This window comes from Candidatus Eisenbacteria bacterium (genome assembly GCA_030017955.1).
Classification (GTDB): Bacteria; Eisenbacteria; RBG-16-71-46; order JASEGR01; family JASEGR01; genus JASEGR01.
This window is the reverse complement of record JASEGR010000021.1, coordinates 23,716-40,474: the sequence shown is the minus strand read 5'-3', so window position 1 is coordinate 40,474 and position 16,759 is coordinate 23,716. Positions and strand designations below refer to the sequence as shown.

Below are 16,759 nucleotides of genomic sequence, written 5' to 3'. Positions count from 1 at the left end.
GTAACTTGTGGCACTCGATACCATGTTCATGTAAGTTTATGCATAAAGCAGGCTAACGGACTCATAACATCATATAACCAACGATAACTGGACGAGGCCTCAATGACCGCCTTGAAAGGACGAATACTCCTGAAATACTCCCGGATAGCCTCCTCCTCCATACACAAAAAACTCCTGGTCTCAACCAGCTGCCCATCATCACCAAGAACCGTAACTACAACAGACCGCTTGTGTAAATCTACACCAACATAATGCATGGGACCCTCCTTGCCTGGTAAGAACCGGGTAACTACTTACGCAAAGCTTTCCCTGATCTTATCAGCAAGGACCCCATGCAAACACGGTTATCGTCTCACATCACTCAATTCTAGGCACTCAAACGTTCGCCAACCTGCGCCATATTTCGTAATCACCGACCCGGAGTGAGCGTTTCGCTGGCTGTGCTCCGACCCGGGCCGAGCCCCAACCGAATTAGGTGATATGTGCCCGAATTCAATCCTTCTCCAACCAAAGTCAATAAGTCCCCCTAACTGGGCAGGCTAACAAAAAGACTTGACAGCTAACCGGCGCGTCCGTAGAATGGTTGCAGAGTTTCTAAACTATAATATCTGATAACAATTGGAGCCGTATGAACAGACAACTCTATAATCTACACGCCGAAATCTGCAAGACCCTATCGAACCCGAAGCGCCTTGAAATGCTGAACATACTACGGGGGAAGCAAATGAGCGTAGGCGATATCGCCAAGAAGATGTCAATCTCAAAAGCCAACGTTTCACAGCATCTTTCTCTAATGAAGAAAGCAGGAATCCTAGTCTCGCGGCGTCACGGTGTGAACATTTACTACCGCATCTCCAATCCGAAGGTCATCAAGGCGTGCGACCTAATGCGTGAAGTGCTGGTCGAACATCATTCTCAAAGGGACAAGATTCTCAAGAGTCTCACGTGAGGGGAACCCAGGACACTGCATGTTGCGAAAGTTCTCTTCCGACAGTTGGTTCTGTCATTCTTCGAAGTCAAGCGGCCACGGAGGAACTCTGAATGAAAATGCTCATACTCATCAATGACGCTCCGTATGGCACGGAGAAAGCGTATAACGCCCTGCGGCTGGCAATGAGCATCGAGAAGGATCATCCTTCCGCGCAGGTATTGGTGTTTCTGATTGCTGACGCTGTCGCTTGTGCAATCCCAAACCAAACAACGCCTCAGGGATACTACAACATCGAGCGGATGCTGAAGTCAGTTGTCGCCCGCGGCGGAAAAGTGAAAACCTGCGGCAGCTGTCTTGATCCCCGGGGGATTAGCAACGCCCAACTGATCGAGGGTGTTGAGAGAAGCAATATGATGGAATTGGCGCGGTGGTCCGTCGAAGCCGACAAAGCGTTTACGTTTTAGTGGCGAGTACGTGCGCCTCTCTTCGGAGACTGGATTTCGGGCCGGGCGCAGGCGGCGCATCTAACCTGGAGGAGTTGGAATGAACGCAAAAACAATCGTAGTATTAGGCGGAGGGGTCGGCGGACTTGTCGTTTCCAACGAACTCCGTCGCAGGCTGGCACGGCATCACAGAATCGTTCTTGTTGAGAAGACCGCTGAGCACGCCTTTGCTCCGTCGTTTCTCTGGCTGATGGTGGGCGGCCGGCGGCCGGAAAGTATTACCAGGCCCCTGGGATCTCTCGTCCACCGGGGCATCGAAGTCGTTCAAGCGGAGGCGAAGAGTATCGACATTCCCAATCGCTCTGTCGCAACTTCGGAGCGTACGTTCGGCTACGACTACCTGGTCATCGCTTTGGGAGCAGAACTCGCCCCGGAGGCTATACCCGGCCTTTCACAAACTGCTCATTCGTTTTACACGTTTCAAGAAACTCGAAAACTCCAGCAAACTCTCGCTCAATTCAATGGGGGAAACGTTACACTGGTTGTTTGCTCGGTTCCATACAAATGTCCCGGCGCGCCTCATGAAGCCGCAATGCTGATGGCCGACTATTTCCGCAGGCGTGGGATTCAGGACAAAGTAGATATACATCTCTATACGCCTGAGCCACAACCGATGCCCGTTGCAGGCCCGCAACTTGGCGAGGCAGTCAAGCAAATGCTGACATCCAAAGGCATTTCGTTTCATCCACTGCATAAGCTGGCGTCGCTGAACGCACTGGAGCGCCAACTCGTCTTTGACGGAATCAAACCGGTCCGGTACGACTTGCTCATAGCTATTCCGCCGCATCGCGCTCCTTCTCTTGTCCGGGAAGCCAAACTCGTAAATGAGGCCGGGTGGATTCCAGTTGACCGTTTCACGCTTAAGACAAAAATCGAAAACATCTACGCAATCGGCGACATCACATCACTCAGCATCCCCGGGCGGTGGAAGCCCGATGTGCCGATGATGCTGCCGAAAGCCGGAGTCTTTGCACATGCGCAGGCCGAAGTGGTTGCGCGGAGGGTTGCCGATGACATCGCCGGCCGTACATCCACGGCTGAATTTTGCGGAACCGGGTATTGCATGCTCGAAGCGGGGGAGGGTCTTGCCGGCTTTGCATTCGGAGATTTCTTCGGTGAACCGGCTCCGGAGCTCAAACTGCGGGACATCGGAAAAGCGTGGCACCTGGGGAAGGTCCTGTTTGAGAAGTGGTGGCTTTCTCCGTTTGGGGTCCGGAAGACATTGTTCCGGTCAATGCTCTCGCTCGGGGCCAGAGTTCTAAGGATACCCGTGAATGTATGATTGCGGCCGCTTTCGACACATCTGCACTGAATAAGGTCAGTAGTTCGACATAGTTCCCCTCGCGTTGATCCTCTTCCCTCCGGGGAGAGGGTAGGGTGAGGGGTTTATTCTTCCTCTCCCTCCTGGGGAGAGGATTGAGGTGAGGGGAAACTCCGCTAACACAATCCTTTGACACTGTGCTCTGAATGCTTATACTGTTTGGGCAAAAGTTGATTGTTTCCGGCATGTTCCGGAGGTGAAACTTTGGAACCATTGAAGAACCTTGAAAAACTGAGACCTGATGTTGCGAAAGTCGTCGAGCCATATCTTCGAGACTTCCTTGCCATCGAGAGAGATGCAATTGAATCCGCATTCATCTTCGGGAGCGCAACCGGGCCTGACTTTGTTCCCGGCCATTCGAACGTCAACATCGCTCTTCTGGTCAAGGAAATCAGTCCCGCTTTCTTGAGAAAATGCCTCAAGCTTGTGGAGTCAGGCTTCAAAAAGCGCATAGTGGCCCCGGTCTTTCTTACGCCCAGCTATGTCGCAACATCGCTTGACGTTTTCCCGATCGAGTTTCTTGATATGCGGGAAACGAGTCTCCTGGTCTACGGAGAAGACCCATTTGCAGGCGTTGAGCTCAGCAACCAGAGTCTCCGGCTTGAATGTGAGCAGCAGCTCAAAGGAGCTCTTCTTCGAGTAAGGCAGGCCTACCTTGAGATTGGTCTGGCAAAAAGAGGGCTTGAGAAGGTCCTTGAACAGTCGCTCAACTCCCTGATTCCAATCTTCAGAGCGATGCTTGTGCTCAAGGATATGAAGCCTCCGCGCAGGAAAGCTGAGATTGTCAGTTCCGTATCCGAGGCCTTCGGCATCAGGTCTGGGATTCTGACAACTATCCTCGATATGAAACTTGGGAGAAAAAGAGTCCCGCAAGGCGAAGAGGAGAAGCTTCTTTCAGAGTATCTTGTTTGCATTGAGGAACTTGCTTCTTTTGCCGACACACTTCGCACCAGAGAAAAACCTTGAAGTCCAAAAAGCTGCTTCCACCCCGATTCCCTGCAGACCACTTCTCAGCCGCTAATTGCCGCGGTTGTAACTTCCGTGCATTGGCTGGACTGGCCGCTTTAGCCCTTCTCACTTTCACGCCTGGTGTCCTCCAGTTTACAAACAAACTGCCCGGGCTGACATTCGTGGCGAACAACTTGGGCCTTCAAAGTAATCCTTGTCCCGGATTCGCTTTTGCAGAGGAGGTTCCCAGGCCAGTCGGATTTGTTGATGATTTTGCCGGAGTGATACCGGAAGAGACCAAGGCAAGAATGGAAGCGATATCCTGCGAACTCGAGGAAAAGACAGGGGCAGAGCTCGTTGTGGTCACTGTCAAAACGACAGGCGGGATCGAGATACATGACTATTCAGTTGACCTTTTCATGAAATGGGGAATCGGCAAGAAGGGAAAAGACAACGGGCTCTTGCTCGTCGCGGCCATTGAAGACAAGAAGCTCTGGATCAAGACCGGCTACGGACTCGAGGATGTGATACCCGATGCAATAGCATCTCAGATCTACCGGAACATACTGCGCCCGTCTTTCAGAGAAGGAGATTATGGCGGAGGGCTTCTTTCTGCAGTCAACGTGATTGCGGCGCGGATTGCCAAACAGGAAGGCGTCACATTGGCATCAGTTGACAGGCTCGCTGCCCTGCCGCGGGACATTTCGGCTCGGAAGAATGTCCGTTCCGTGATGACTATTATTTTTGTCATTATCTTTGTAATCCTGATGATTGTGTCGAGTGGAGGACGGCGTCCTGGTTCCCGCAGGTCCACCGGATTTCCTTTCTGGATGATTGGCGGATTCGGCGGCGGCCTGAAGGGAGGTGGATTTGGCGGCGGATTCGGTGGTTTCGGCGGTGGTAGCTGCGGCGGTGGAGGAGCAGGCGGTGGCTGGTAGAGTTTCTGCTTCGAGCGCTTAGCGGCGCGTTGGAATATCTGCTAGCCAGAGAAGTCAGAGGTGGTTGGTAACAAGAAACCGAGGAGGTAGATGACATGAAAAATGCTGCATGGCTCATTGGAATATTGATCGTAGTAATAATAATCCTGTCGTGGTACGTGAACGGTCTCAATAGAGTCGTCCGGCTCAACGAGCAAGTCAACGGCAGCTGGGCACAGGTTGAAGCGCAGCTTCAAAGAAGAAACGATTTGGTTCCAAACCTGGTCGAGACTGTCAAAGGTTATGCAAAGCATGAATCGAGCCTATTCGAAGAGGTCACGAAACTCAGAAGTGGGTGGACAGGCGCGACAACCACGGAAGGAAAGATAGAGAACGCGAAGGCCATGACTGGTGCAATTTCGAGGCTCCTTCTGGTTGCGGAGAATTACCCGCAGCTTCGCGCCTCGGAGAACTTCCAAACTCTGCAGGCACAGCTCGAGGGAACCGAGAATCGAATAGCGGTTGAGAGGCAGAGATATAACGAATCAGTCCGCGCATTTAACACTTATATTCGTGAAGTGTTCGGGAAATTCTTTGCCAAGCGGCGTGGACTGGATAAGCCGGGCGTATACTTCGAGGCTGAAGCTGGCGCTAAGGAAGTTCCTGAGGTAAAATTCTAGTCACGGGCTCGACGGAAAGCATGGCTCAAGTAAGAGCTCACATTATTGTTCAAGGAGTCGTTCAGGGCGTTGGATACAGGTTCTTTGCCATAAGAATAGGCAATGAGCTCGGGCTCTCCGGATACACGCGAAACTTGAGAAACGGGGATGTGGAAGTCGAGGCAGAGGGGGAGAGAGGCCTCATAGAGGAGTTGGTGACAGAGCTCAGGGTCGGACCAAGAGCGGCAAGCGTTGAAAACGTTTTCGTCGAATGGAAGGAATTCCAAGGAGACTTGAAGAGCTTTGATGTGAAATTCTAGCACCCGGGCGAAAGGGTGGAGCACCTTGGTTTCAAAGCAGAAGCAGTCGAAACAGGACTTCAAGAAGAAGGTCACTGCGCTTCTCGAAAAAGGAAAGGAAAAAGGGTTCCTCTCTTCACACAGCATCGACGAGCTTGCCAAATGTGCGGATTTTGACGAAACCGAGTTCGCGTTGTTCCTGGACCTTGCAAGAGACCTTGGCGTCATAATCAAGGAAGAAGAAGAAGAGCGACCTGACAAGGAACTGCCGCCTGAGATATTAGACTCATTCCAGATCTATGTAAGAGAAGTCAGAAAGTATCCCTTGCTCAGTCCGACCGAAGAAGTCGCTTGCGCCATGGCAGCGCGCAATGGAAGTCAAGAGGCGCGAAAGAAAATGATCGTCTCCAACCTCAGATTCGTAATAAAGATGGCCAAGAACTATGTGAGCTCCGGTGTTCCATTTGCTGACCTCGTGGAAGAAGGTAACCTCGGATTGATACTCGCTGTGGACAGGTTCGACCACACGAAGGGTTTCAGATTCAGCACCTATGCTTCGTGGTGGATAAGACAGTCAATCTCCAGAGGTATAGCGAACCAATCCAGGACTGTGAGAATTCCTCTGCATGTCATTCATCTGGCCAACCGCTACATCAAAGCTGAACAAAAGCTCACGCAGAAGCTGGCCAGGAGACCGACCATCGAGGAGACTGCAGCTGAAATCAAGGAACCTCTCAAGAAAGTCGAGAAAGTCGGCACACTGATCGAGAGCATAAAGTCACTTGATTACGTTTCAAGCTTGGAAGCGCTCGACGGACTTGCCGAAACCCAGCCGGCGCTTGTCGCACCGTCACCGGAAGACCTTGTCGAGCTTCACCTGAGGAACGAGTGGATATCAAGACTTCTTGAAAGACTTCCCAAGAGGGAGGAAACAATATTAAGAATAAGGTACGGGTTCTATGACGGCACGACAAGGACACTCGCTGAAACTGGGTCTTTCTTTGGCGTGAGCAGGGAGAGAGTCCGCCAACTGGAGAAGAGAGCTTTGCTCAAGATGAAACGGCTGGTAGAAATGACCGAGAGGTCTTTCCAGTCCGGGACGTTTGTGTAAGAGGAGGAACGCGTGAGCCAGGAGCTATCGAAGTACATAAGAGATGTTCCCGGATTTCCTAAGGCGGGAATCGTATTCAAGGACATAACTACTCTTCTCAACGATGGGAAACAGTTTTCGCGCGCAGTTTCTTTGCTCGACGAACATTTCAAAGGGACGAAGGTTGATGCCGTGCTCGGAATAGAATCAAGGGGTTTCATTCTCGGCGGCGCGCTCGCATTCAAGCGAGGGCTTCCATTCATCCCTGCAAGAAAACCAGGGAAGCTGCCCTGGAAGAAAGTCAGGGAAGAATATCACCTCGAATATGGAACAGATGCAATCGAAATTCATGAGGATTCGATTTCCAGGGGACAGAACGTTCTCGTGATTGACGACCTCCTCGCAACAGGGGGGACTGCGCTCGCCGCAGTGAAGCTGGTGGAAAAACTCGGCGGCAACGTGTGCGGGATCGGCTTCCTCATCGAACTCGTTTTCCTGAACGGCAGAGAAAAGCTCGACGGCTATGACGTATTCTCACTCGTGAAATATGAGAGCGAGTGAGGGTCGTTGCTCCGGTTTTGCGTTTCTTGAGGCCTGGTTGCGGACGTCGGCATCTCGACTTTGATTCTCCGGGCCGGTTCTCGGTTTCGATTCTTGATTCTTGTCTTTGCCCCCGTAGCTCAGATGGATAGAGCAACGGTTTCCTAAACCGTGTGCCGGGTGTTCGACTCACCCCGGGGGTACCAGTTCTTGACACAGGTCGCGCAGGTCTCTAGAGGTGTTCATGCGAGACCAGAAAAGATGAAAAGCATTCAAGGACCAAGACGAATTCTCAAACCGTCCCAGATAAGAAAGAAGACTCTTGTTCCCAAGCTCGGGGTCCCGAAGAAAAGCGGGATCATGAGGCGAAAGGGGAGAAGGTCGGTTATCAGCAAGTAAGACGTGGCCCGGCAGTTGCTCTTCAGCCTGAACTCCCGGACACGACAACTCCGAGATTGACCTCAGCCTGCCGCCGCGCTCCTCAGCTGATATCCGCAGTTATTACCCAGTTAAATAGCGGTTCCCATGGCATAATCTGGAAATTGCTCAAGTGACAAGCTGCTCAGACTCGATGACAGAACAGAAGTTGCACTCAGACCGCGGTTGTGTTAGATTCAAGTTGTGCTGTGAGACTTGCAATGTTTATCCTGTTATCCTTGCAGTATACATTCAGTTGAGCGGCTTGCGACGATGAATGAGGCTGAGTTGCTTCTATCCATGAGGGGTACACCGCAACCTGATTGGCGGGGCATCGTAGGCGCCCTGCATGATGCCGATCTCAACTCGCCGCGACGGTCGACGATCCCGCTCGTCGCATATTGGCAGGATGCCCTTGCGAGACTTACTCCACTCCAGAATCAGCTCCGCTTTCCGGTAGTCGCGCCGATTACGTTCTCCTTTGAGCATTCGGTCGGTGTCAGGCGCGGCCGGGGAAAGCCATCCTGCACAGATCTCATGATCATCTCGTCATCGGTTGCCATCGCGATCGAGGCCAAGTACACCGAGCCGGAGTACGAAACGGTTAGCGCATGGCTACATGAGCCGCGCGATACAAACCGATGCGACGTTCTTGGTGGGTGGCTCGACATGCTTCACACGGCTACAGAAGACAAACTGACTGTTGACCGTGTACTCCACCTGCCCTATCAGCTCATACACCGCGCCGCGTCCGCGTGCTTTCCGCGAGCGGCACACCGGGCTGTCCTATATCAGATTTTCGATGTGACACATCGCGACTGCTACCTCGATGCTCTACGCGGACTTCGAGCCCTCGTGCCGACATCGTCGCTGAAACTCGGCGCTATTGCCACGCCGACTGTGCCTTCTAGGATCTATGCAGGTCTGCTGGCACGGTGGGACGCCGGAGAACGCAAGATGGGACACGACGTGAGATCGGCGTTGCTCAAGGGTGAGACCTTCACGTTCGGGGAACCGTCCCTGTTTTTCGTATGAGCCAGGGAATATGCCGTCCAACGTCAAGCCGGAGTAGTCCGGCTTCGCGGGCCGCTCAGCCTCATTGTTTATGCTCATGGTAAACGGATAGACTATGAACGAGAGTGGTGCCCGCAGGCCCGAGAGCGTAAGGCCGTATCAGCTATTCATTCTGGCCTTGTGTTTGTACGCCATCGTCGTGCTGGCAATCGAAGCGGTAGTTCCTCTTTCACCGTCTACTCGGCAGGTCCTCGGATACACAGATACGGGTGTCTGCATGGTGTTCCTTGTTGACTTCCTTCTAAGTTTCGCCCGTGCGCCGCGACGATGGCAGTACTTCTATCGGTGGGGCTGGATTGACCTTCTGTCAAGCATTCCAGCCATTCCCATCCTGCGGATCGGGCGAGTAGCCCGGATAGTCCGAGTCGTACGCCTACTTCGTGGCTTTCGCGCCACTCGAATCCTGGCGAGTTTCGTCCTCAACAGACGCGCCGAGTCCGCCGTCCTGGCGGCGACCCTCGTGACCATTCTAATGGTCGCGTTCTCCGCGGTTGCAATTCTTCATTGCGAGTCGACGCCTGAAGCTAATATCAAATCAGCCCAGGACGCTGTGTGGTGGGCCATTGTTACTATTACCACTGTGGGGTACGGTGACAAGTATCCCGTCACCGCCGAAGGAAGGGTTGTCGCCGCAATGCTCATGGTGGCCGGCGTCGGCCTTTTCGGCACGTTCGCCGGCTTCGTCGCTTCTTGGTTCCTGCAGCCATCATCCCGTCGCGAGTCCGGCAAGATCGAGCAGCTTGAGGCCAAGATTGACGATCTAGCAGAGATTGTTGGAACGCAAGGGAAGATCAGATGAGCTCCAACAAGTGTTAGGACTCCAGAGATGACTATGAGTGAAATGGATAAGTTCTTGAGACCGAGGTACTGAGCATGGCTACGCAACGATACTCCGTCACCCCACATCCTGTCGAGACCCTCCTTACCTGGGTCAAATCGGAGGAGATCGCTATCCCGGAGATCCAGCGTCCTTTCGTGTGGGATGCGACTAAGGTCCGTAACCTCCTGGACTCACTCTACCAGGGTTACCCGGTCGGCTATCTGATCGCGTGGCGCAATCCGACCGTAAGGCTCAAGGACGGCACACCATCTACCGGAAAGCGCATCCTCATTGACGGCCAGCAGCGGGTCACCGCGCTGATGGCGGCGCTGCTCGGCTGGGAGGTGCTGACCAAAGACTACGAAACCGTTCGCATCCGCATCGCCTTTCACCCACAGGAGGAGCGTTTCGAGGTCGCTAACCCAGCCATCGCCAAGGACGTAGCCTGGATAAAAGACGTAGCCGAGGTCTTCGCGCCCGACGCCAGCCTCACCGAACTGACCGACAACTATACCGAGAAGAACCCCGCCGCCGACCGTAAGCGCGTGTCGCGGGTGTTTGAGAAGCTCCGCAAGATCATCAACAACCATGTCGGCGTAATTGAACTCGCCGAGGACCTCGACATCGAAACGGTCACCGAGATCTTCATCCGCGTAAACTCGGCCGGTACCGAACTCTCGCAGGCCGACTTCGCCATGTCGAAAATCGCTGTCAACGAGACCTACGGCGGGAACCTCCTGCGCAAGGCGATCGACTACTTCTGCCACCTTGCAGTTGCACCGGAGTTTCTGCCCATAATTGAGAAGAATGACAAGGCGTTCGCCACCTCCGAGTTCCTACCCCAGATGCGCTGGCTGAAGGACACGAACGACGATATCTACGACCCAACCTACACGGACATGTTGCGCGTAGCATTCACGTCCGAGTTCCGACGTGGGAGGCTGCAGGATCTGGTCGCACTGGTATCGGGCCGCAACTTCGAGACCAAGCAGTTCGAGGAGGCTATTGCCGAGGAATCCTTTGCCAGACTCAAGAAAGGTGTCCTCACCTTCATCAACAAGACTCACTTCGACCGGATCACCATGATCCTGCGCTCGGCAGGGTTCGTGACCAGCGACCTCATCGGCGGCCGCAACGCAGTGAACTTTGCCTACATTCTCTACCTGCGCGGGCGTTCGGATGACGTGCCGCCAGCTGACCTGGAGCGGTTGGTACGGCGCTGGTATGTCATGTCCGTACTACGTGGGCGGTATACTGGCAGCCCAGAGACCGCATTCGACTTAGACATCCGCCAGGTCGAGACGCACGGACTCGCGAACTACGCCGAGTCGGTGACTGAAAACGAGCTGCCCGAGACCTTCTGGACCGGCATGCTGCCGCAGCTGATGGATACCTCCTCTGCTCAGAGTCCGTACTTTCTTTGTTATCAGGCGGCGCAGGTGAAACTAGGCGAGAAGGGGTTCCTCTCGCGCGACATCACCGTGCTCGACTTGCTGCTCAACCGGAACGATGTGCATCACGTCTACCCGAAGAAGTATTTGAAAATGCAGGGCCTCTCACGCGGGCGCTACAACCAGATCGCCAATTTCGTGCTGGCCCAGAGTGAGATCAACATCGCCATCGGCGACAAGCCGCCCGATCGGTACTTCAAGGAACTGGCCGAGCAGTGCAACGGTGGCAAGAAGAAGTACGGCGGGATCACTGATGCGGCCGAGATACGTGCTAATCTGCGAACGCATTGCGTACCCGAGTCCATGCTCGACGGAAGAATTCCGGTATATGACGACTTTCTGGAACAGCGCCGTAAGCTCATGGCACTGAAGATCAAGCATTGGTTTGATGCACTTTGATTATCAAGATCTTGAACCCTTGATGCTCACGCACTACTGTGCCGCAGGTAACCAGCCGCAGATGGTTCTAAGCAAACAGTCCACTCCCAGCGTAGTGTAACCAACGTCTGCTAACGCGCCTCACATATATCGCAACCCGCAATACCGGGACATCACTGTCAGCAAGGCTGTAAACTGCACAAATCGCTGCATCACCTCTTGAACACAAAACTGCTCCGTTGTAGAATGACCGGGACTTTGATCGGATTGAAGAGTTTTGTGGTTTGAAAGAGGAAAAGAATGAAAATGCGACTGTATCTGATCAACCCATCCAACCCGCTTGTCAGCATCATCAAGGTCAAGGAGAGCCGCTGGAACCGTTACCGCGTGTGGAAACCGCTCAGCTTGATGGTTCTCGCGGGCCTGACCCCGCCGGAGTGGGAAATCACGATCGTGGACGAGAACCTCGACGTGCCGGACTATCAGGCCATGCCCCGGCCGGACCTAGTGGGAATTACTGCGTTCACTTCACAGGCGAACCGCGCCTATGAAGTGAGCACTCACTTCCGGAATCTAGGCGTGCCCGTCGTCATGGGCGGCATTCACGCAACCATGTGCCCGGATGAGGCCATGGAGCGTGTGGACTCGATCGTCACGAGGGAAGCTGAGGCCATCTGGCCGCAGGTCCTGGAGGACGCCCGGCATGGCACCCTGAAGCGCCGGTATGACGGAGGGTTCGCCTCGATGAGCGATGTCCCGCTCGCACGTCATGATTTGCTGACTACGGGATATGCCTTCGGATCCATTCAGACCACGCGAGGCTGTCCCTTGAACTGCAGCTTCTGCAGTGTGACGACGTTCAATGGGGCCCGCTACCGTCAGCGGCCAATTCCTGATGTCGTGCGGGAATTCCAGTCGATTCGTGAGAAGCATGTTCTGGTGGTGGACGACAACCTCGTCGGTACGCGTCCCGAACACATCGCCCGCGCCAAGGATCTGTTCCGCGCTTTAGCAAAGGCAAACTTGCAAAAAGAATGGATTGCCCAGGCCACCATTAACTTCGCCGATGACGAAGAGCTTCTGACGTTGGCCGCGAAAGCCGGCTGCAGCGGTGTCTTCATCGGTTTCGAAACCCCCACGACGGAAGGGCTTCTGGAACTCGGCAAGAAGTTCAATCTTATGAAGGGCCGGGATTTCCGCGCCTCCGTGCGGCGCATACAGCGGCACAACATCCCGGTGATGGGTTCCTTTATCATCGGTTTGAATATAGACGAACAGGGCATCGGCAAACGTATCGCCGGGGCGGCCAGTGAGTACGGCGTGGACAATCTCAACGCGCTTTTTCTGACACCCTTGCCCGGCACGCGCTTGTGGGACCAGATGAAATCGGAGGGCCGCATCGTCCTCAATACGTTTCCGGAAGACTGGAAATATTACACGCTGACCCATCCCGTGGCCCGGTATAAGCATTTTTCTCTGGATGGCGTCATGCAGGAAATGCTCTCCTGCAACGGGAATTTCTATTTTCTGCCTCGTATTCTGCACAGGGCGTGGACCTGTTTATGGCAGCGCCGGAAGCCGCTTATCAGTCTGGTGGCCAATCTTTCATACAGGAGCAACATCTGTCTGGACCGCAAGGGATACGCGGTCTTCAAGCGTGAGGTGGGGAATAGGTTCAATGGTGCAGGTGAGGTCAGCGGGGAAGAGACTCCCGACGACAGCCAGACGTTCTCTGCGACAGCCGCTGATTGAGTACCGACGGAAGCGGAACTTCTCGGTGACCGCCAAACCAACTGGTGGCAGAGAGGCAGTGACACGCCACAATTCAACAACCGCCTCTGCCAGGCCTCGCCCAACACGCGGCCGGTAAACCGCGATGTAGACAAAAGACAGAGGGAGGGACAGATGAAAACGGTATCACTAGTTTTCGTGTTGTTTGCCCTGGCGTTTGGAATGGTAGAGGCAAGAGGTGAAGAGGGGCTGGGCGTCGGCGTGATCGTTGGGGAACCAACCGGCATCAGCATCAAGACATGGATTAGTGGGACGCGTGCCGTGGATGGTGCTGCCGCCTGGTCCCTTTCGGAGAACGAAGCATTTCAGTTCCATGCGGACTATTTGATTCACAACTTCACCCTTCTGAAGCTCAAGGAATCCGAGGGCCGGCTTCCGGTTTACTATGGTGTGGGGGCCAGGATCAGACTCAATAATGGAGATGGAGCGAATGATGGAAATGCCTCAGTCGGTGTCCGCATACCATTCGGGATCGCTTACATGTTCGCCCGCCACCCAATCGATATCTTCCTGGAAGTTGTTCCCATTCTTGACGTGGCACCAGACACGGACTTCGATATCAACGCAGCAATCGGAGCAAGATACTACTTCCGATAGTCAAGGTTGCCGACAACGCCTTCGGGGCTTCCGGTGAAAAGGGCTTGCATGCTGAGATGTTATAGTGTACAATGTAATACAAAGAATACAGGAGGTACATTATGACTAAGCCCGTTTCAGTGAGACTCCCCATCGACTTGGCCAGGAAGCTGGATGGCGTTGCCAGGGAGACAGAGAGACCGAGGTCCTATATTGTTCAAAAGGCACTCGAGTCTTATTTTGAGGATTATGCAGACCTGCAGATAGCACTTGATCGTCTACATGACAGGACCGACCCCGTAGTATCCGGTAAAGAGCTTAAGAAATCCCTTGGCCTATAATATCGTCTACAAGAAGTCGGTTTCCCGGGATCTCGCCAGACTGGGCAAGGAGGAGGCCCGTAGGGCTCTCAGGCGCATCGAGAAGAATCTAGCAGAAAACGCCGAATCTTACCCACTCTTGAAGGGCAAGTTCGGGGGCCTCAGAAAGTGTCGAGTCGGAGACTACCGCGTTATCTACACCATTCTGGGACAGGATGTCCTGGTTCTTCGGATCGGACACTAACGAGGTATTTATGAATAGAGTTGCACTGAGCGGAGAAAATCCGTGTGGCTGTGGAAGTAGAATTGAATACCATCAACGCCCTGTCGGCGGCCCTGTTGCGCCGGGCGTTTAGCGGAGAATTATGACATGGCAAAAAGAGGAAAGGAACACCGGGGAGAAACCCGGACCATCGACGGCGGCAGGGGCGAGATCGTCATCTACCAACCCAGGGAGGGAGGGGGCCATCTTGAGGTACGTCTGGAGCAGGAGTCCCTTTGGCTGAGCCTCAACCAGATCGCCGCAGTGTTCGAGCGAGACAAGTCCGTTATCTCCAGACACCTGGGCAATGTGTTCCGGGAAGGTGAACTCGACCGCAGATCAACTGTTGCATTTTTTGCAACAGTTCAAGATGAAGGCGGGCGCACCGTCGAACGTCGGGTTGAACATTTCAACCTCGATGCCATCCTTTCCGTTGGCTATCGAGTCAATTCCAAGCGCGGGACGCAGTTCCGCATCTGGGCCACGCGGGTGCTGCACGAACATCTGACCAGAGGCATCACCATCAACCGTCAGCGGCTCGAAACCAACGCCAAAGAAATCGAGGCGGCGCTGGATTTGTTGCGCCGAACTATTGCGAGCCCGCAGCTGACCACGGACATGGGGCGTGGGCTGGTGGAGGTCATCGCCCGCTACACGCATACATTCCTTTGGCTGCAGCGCTACGACAAACGTTTGTTGACCGAGCCAAGAGGCGCAGCGAAAGAAGAGCTATATCTTGACTTACGACGTTATCCGTCATAACCTGAGCCTATGATTCGGTCTTTCAGATCTCGAGAGGCTGAAGCTCTTTTCGATCGCCATCCGGTGCGTCGACTCGCTCCGGATATCCAGCGGATTGCCCTGAGGAAGCTGAGAATGCTCAATAGGGCCGAGACGTTGCAGGACTTGCGTGTGCCCCCTGCGAACCGCCTCGAGGCACTGAAAGGAGATCGACAAGGGCAACACAGTATAAGGATCAATGATCGTTGGCGCATATGTTTCCGCTGGGAGCAAGGTGACGCCTACAACGTGGACATTGTAGACTATCACAGGGGGTGATTCGCTGTGGCCAGCAAGAAGCTAGACCCAGTTCATCCCGGGGAGATCCTTCTTGAGGAGTTCCTCAAACCCTCGGGTCTCAGCCAGAACCAGCTAGCACGCGGCATCGGGGTGTCTCCGCGGCGCATTAATGAAATCGTGCTAGGCAAGCGTGCGCTCACTGCCGACACAGCTCTCCGTTTGGCCCGCTACTTCAAGATGTCCCCAAAATTCTGGCTTGGGCTGCAAATGGACTACGAGCTTGACGTCGAAACGGACCGGCTGGGAGACCGCCTGGACCAAGAAGTTGGCCGGTATCGCAAATCGGGTTGACAAGCTCGAGTCGGCGATGGACCGACCGGCCTGGTGCCTCGGCGCACACCGGATTGGCGGCCGCACTAGTCAGCCCACGGGGACTTCACGTGGTGCGAGCACTGGCCGGGCACCTCAACCCCTCCCCCTGCCGTCTATCGAGTTTGCGTTAGCCCGCGATCCGGTCTAGCGCATCTAAGTGAATCATGCTAAAATTGCGCTATGAGTCCGACGGTCTTCGTAGAGCGATGAACTCCACTTGGAGGTCGAATCACTGGAAAGCCCCAATAAGTATCCGTTGGTGAGCCGTGCCTGGCATAGCAAGCCGTCACGCCCGGTAACCCCACGCCGCCGCTGAACTGTATGCCGCGAAAGACACCTTCCCGCTCTCCAAGGCGCTCGCTCACTGAGTACCGGCGGAAGCGGGATTTTTCGAAGACTGCTGAGCCGGCTGGTAGGAGAGGGGCAGTGAAACATCGCAAGCTCGCATATGTCATCCAGAAGCATGCCGCGAGCCATCTGCACTTCGATCTGCGGCTCGAGCTCGACGGTGTGATGAAGAGCTGGGCCGTACCAAAAGGACCGAGCCTGGATCCGGCGAACAAGCGCCTGGCCATGCAGGTCGAGGATCACCCTATCGAGTACAGCAGTTTTGAAGGCGCCATCCCAGAAGGGGAGTATGGAGGAGGAACGGTGATGCTCTGGGATCAGGGCACCTATCGGTACGATGGTGACGAGCCCGACGCCCTTGAAGGCCTGCGCCACGGTTACGCCAGGGGAGACTTCAAATTTGTGCTTGAGGGTAAACGGCTCCGTGGGTCCTGGATCCTCGTACGAATCCGCCGGGGCGACCCGAAGAAACCTCAGTGGCTTCTAATCAAACATCGCGACGAGTTTGCCGATCCAAAATCCGATGTCGTGGCCGAGCATCAGACTTCGGTGACGACGGGCCGCACGATGGAGGAGATTGCGAACGGGTAGCGGGAGGACAATCCTCGAATCAACGGAGCGTGCCGAGGATTGGCCTTGAGTCAGGTTGCTGCTACAGTTGTGGGTAATGGGAGAGGGGAACGGGGAGGAGACAGCTGAGGTTGTCGCAAAATGCGACCACC

21 protein-coding genes and 1 tRNA gene are annotated in these 16,759 nt (G+C 54.4%); all 22 read left to right on the top strand.

The window, feature by feature from the left end; all coding sequences use genetic code 11:
* The first annotated feature begins 628 nt into the window (after positions 1 to 628).
* Complete coding sequence (locus QME66_05090) at positions 629 to 949, top strand: metalloregulator ArsR/SmtB family transcription factor (GenBank protein ID MDI6808340.1); 321 nt, start codon at positions 629 to 631, stop codon at positions 947 to 949.
* A 92-nt stretch (positions 950 to 1,041) separates the two neighbouring features.
* Positions 1,042 to 1,395: a DsrE family protein gene (locus QME66_05085; protein ID MDI6808339.1), complete on the top strand. Its 354-nt coding sequence runs from the start codon at positions 1,042 to 1,044 to the stop codon at positions 1,393 to 1,395.
* Positions 1,396 to 1,474: 79 nt separating this feature from the next.
* Entirely contained in the window at positions 1,475 to 2,716 is a 1,242-nt protein-coding gene (locus QME66_05080) for an FAD/NAD(P)-binding oxidoreductase (protein ID MDI6808338.1), read from the top strand.
* Between the two features lie 243 nt (positions 2,717 to 2,959).
* Entirely contained in the window at positions 2,960 to 3,721 is a 762-nt protein-coding gene (locus tag QME66_05075) for a hypothetical protein (GenBank protein MDI6808337.1), read from the top strand.
* Positions 3,722 to 3,801: 80 nt separating this feature from the next.
* Positions 3,802 to 4,641 (top strand): TPM domain-containing protein, encoded by an 840-nt coding sequence (locus tag QME66_05070; protein MDI6808336.1) that lies wholly within the window; start codon positions 3,802 to 3,804, stop codon positions 4,639 to 4,641.
* Positions 4,642 to 4,736: 95 nt separating this feature from the next.
* Entirely contained in the window at positions 4,737 to 5,300 is a 564-nt protein-coding gene (locus tag QME66_05065; GenBank protein MDI6808335.1) for a LemA family protein, read from the top strand.
* Between the two features lie 20 nt (positions 5,301 to 5,320).
* Positions 5,321 to 5,599 carry an acylphosphatase gene (locus QME66_05060; GenBank protein MDI6808334.1) on the top strand — a complete coding sequence of 93 codons (279 nt, stop codon included), beginning with the start codon at positions 5,321 to 5,323 and terminating at the stop codon, positions 5,597 to 5,599.
* A 25-nt stretch (positions 5,600 to 5,624) separates the two neighbouring features.
* Positions 5,625 to 6,689 (top strand): sigma-70 family RNA polymerase sigma factor, encoded by a 1,065-nt coding sequence (locus tag QME66_05055; GenBank protein MDI6808333.1) that lies wholly within the window; start codon positions 5,625 to 5,627, stop codon positions 6,687 to 6,689.
* 12 nt (positions 6,690 to 6,701) lie between these two features.
* Positions 6,702 to 7,229, top strand: a complete 528-nt coding sequence (locus QME66_05050; protein MDI6808332.1) for an adenine phosphoribosyltransferase — start codon at positions 6,702 to 6,704, stop codon at positions 7,227 to 7,229.
* A gap of 108 nt (positions 7,230 to 7,337) precedes the next feature.
* Positions 7,338 to 7,414 (top strand) — tRNA-Arg (locus tag QME66_05045).
* Positions 7,415 to 7,469: 55 nt separating this feature from the next.
* A complete protein-coding gene (locus QME66_05040) occupies positions 7,470 to 7,607 on the top strand; it encodes a hypothetical protein (GenBank protein ID MDI6808331.1) in 138 nt (45 codons plus the stop codon).
* Positions 7,608 to 7,898: 291 nt separating this feature from the next.
* Entirely contained in the window at positions 7,899 to 8,660 is a 762-nt protein-coding gene (locus tag QME66_05035) for a hypothetical protein (GenBank protein MDI6808330.1), read from the top strand.
* A 94-nt stretch (positions 8,661 to 8,754) separates the two neighbouring features.
* The gene (locus QME66_05030; GenBank protein ID MDI6808329.1) at positions 8,755 to 9,498 is read left to right on the top strand and encodes an ion transporter; all 744 of its coding nucleotides are present in this window, start codon (positions 8,755 to 8,757) and stop codon (positions 9,496 to 9,498) included.
* A 74-nt stretch (positions 9,499 to 9,572) separates the two neighbouring features.
* Positions 9,573 to 11,369 (top strand): DUF262 domain-containing protein, encoded by a 1,797-nt coding sequence (locus tag QME66_05025; GenBank protein ID MDI6808328.1) that lies wholly within the window; start codon positions 9,573 to 9,575, stop codon positions 11,367 to 11,369.
* 279 nt (positions 11,370 to 11,648) lie between these two features.
* The gene (locus tag QME66_05020; protein MDI6808327.1) at positions 11,649 to 13,100 is read left to right on the top strand and encodes a radical SAM protein; all 1,452 of its coding nucleotides are present in this window, start codon (positions 11,649 to 11,651) and stop codon (positions 13,098 to 13,100) included.
* 153 nt (positions 13,101 to 13,253) lie between these two features.
* Complete coding sequence (locus tag QME66_05015; protein ID MDI6808326.1) at positions 13,254 to 13,736, top strand: DUF3996 domain-containing protein; 483 nt, start codon at positions 13,254 to 13,256, stop codon at positions 13,734 to 13,736.
* Positions 13,737 to 13,837: 101 nt separating this feature from the next.
* Positions 13,838 to 14,056: a ribbon-helix-helix domain-containing protein gene (locus QME66_05010; GenBank protein ID MDI6808325.1), complete on the top strand. Its 219-nt coding sequence runs from the start codon at positions 13,838 to 13,840 to the stop codon at positions 14,054 to 14,056.
* Positions 14,046 to 14,279 carry a type II toxin-antitoxin system RelE/ParE family toxin gene (locus tag QME66_05005; GenBank protein MDI6808324.1) on the top strand — a complete coding sequence of 78 codons (234 nt, stop codon included), beginning with the start codon at positions 14,046 to 14,048 and terminating at the stop codon, positions 14,277 to 14,279. Before QME66_05010 ends, QME66_05005 begins: the two co-directional genes overlap by 11 nt.
* A 126-nt stretch (positions 14,280 to 14,405) precedes the next feature.
* A complete protein-coding gene (rhuM, locus tag QME66_05000) occupies positions 14,406 to 15,059 on the top strand; it encodes a RhuM family protein (protein MDI6808323.1) in 654 nt (217 codons plus the stop codon).
* 9 nt (positions 15,060 to 15,068) lie between these two features.
* Positions 15,069 to 15,356: a type II toxin-antitoxin system RelE/ParE family toxin gene (locus tag QME66_04995; protein MDI6808322.1), complete on the top strand. Its 288-nt coding sequence runs from the start codon at positions 15,069 to 15,071 to the stop codon at positions 15,354 to 15,356.
* 6 nt (positions 15,357 to 15,362) lie between these two features.
* Entirely contained in the window at positions 15,363 to 15,668 is a 306-nt protein-coding gene (locus QME66_04990) for a HigA family addiction module antitoxin (GenBank protein MDI6808321.1), read from the top strand.
* Positions 15,669 to 16,010: 342 nt separating this feature from the next.
* Positions 16,011 to 16,628: a DNA polymerase ligase N-terminal domain-containing protein gene (locus QME66_04985; GenBank protein ID MDI6808320.1), complete on the top strand. Its 618-nt coding sequence runs from the start codon at positions 16,011 to 16,013 to the stop codon at positions 16,626 to 16,628.
* Positions 16,629 to 16,759: the final 131 nt, after the last annotated feature.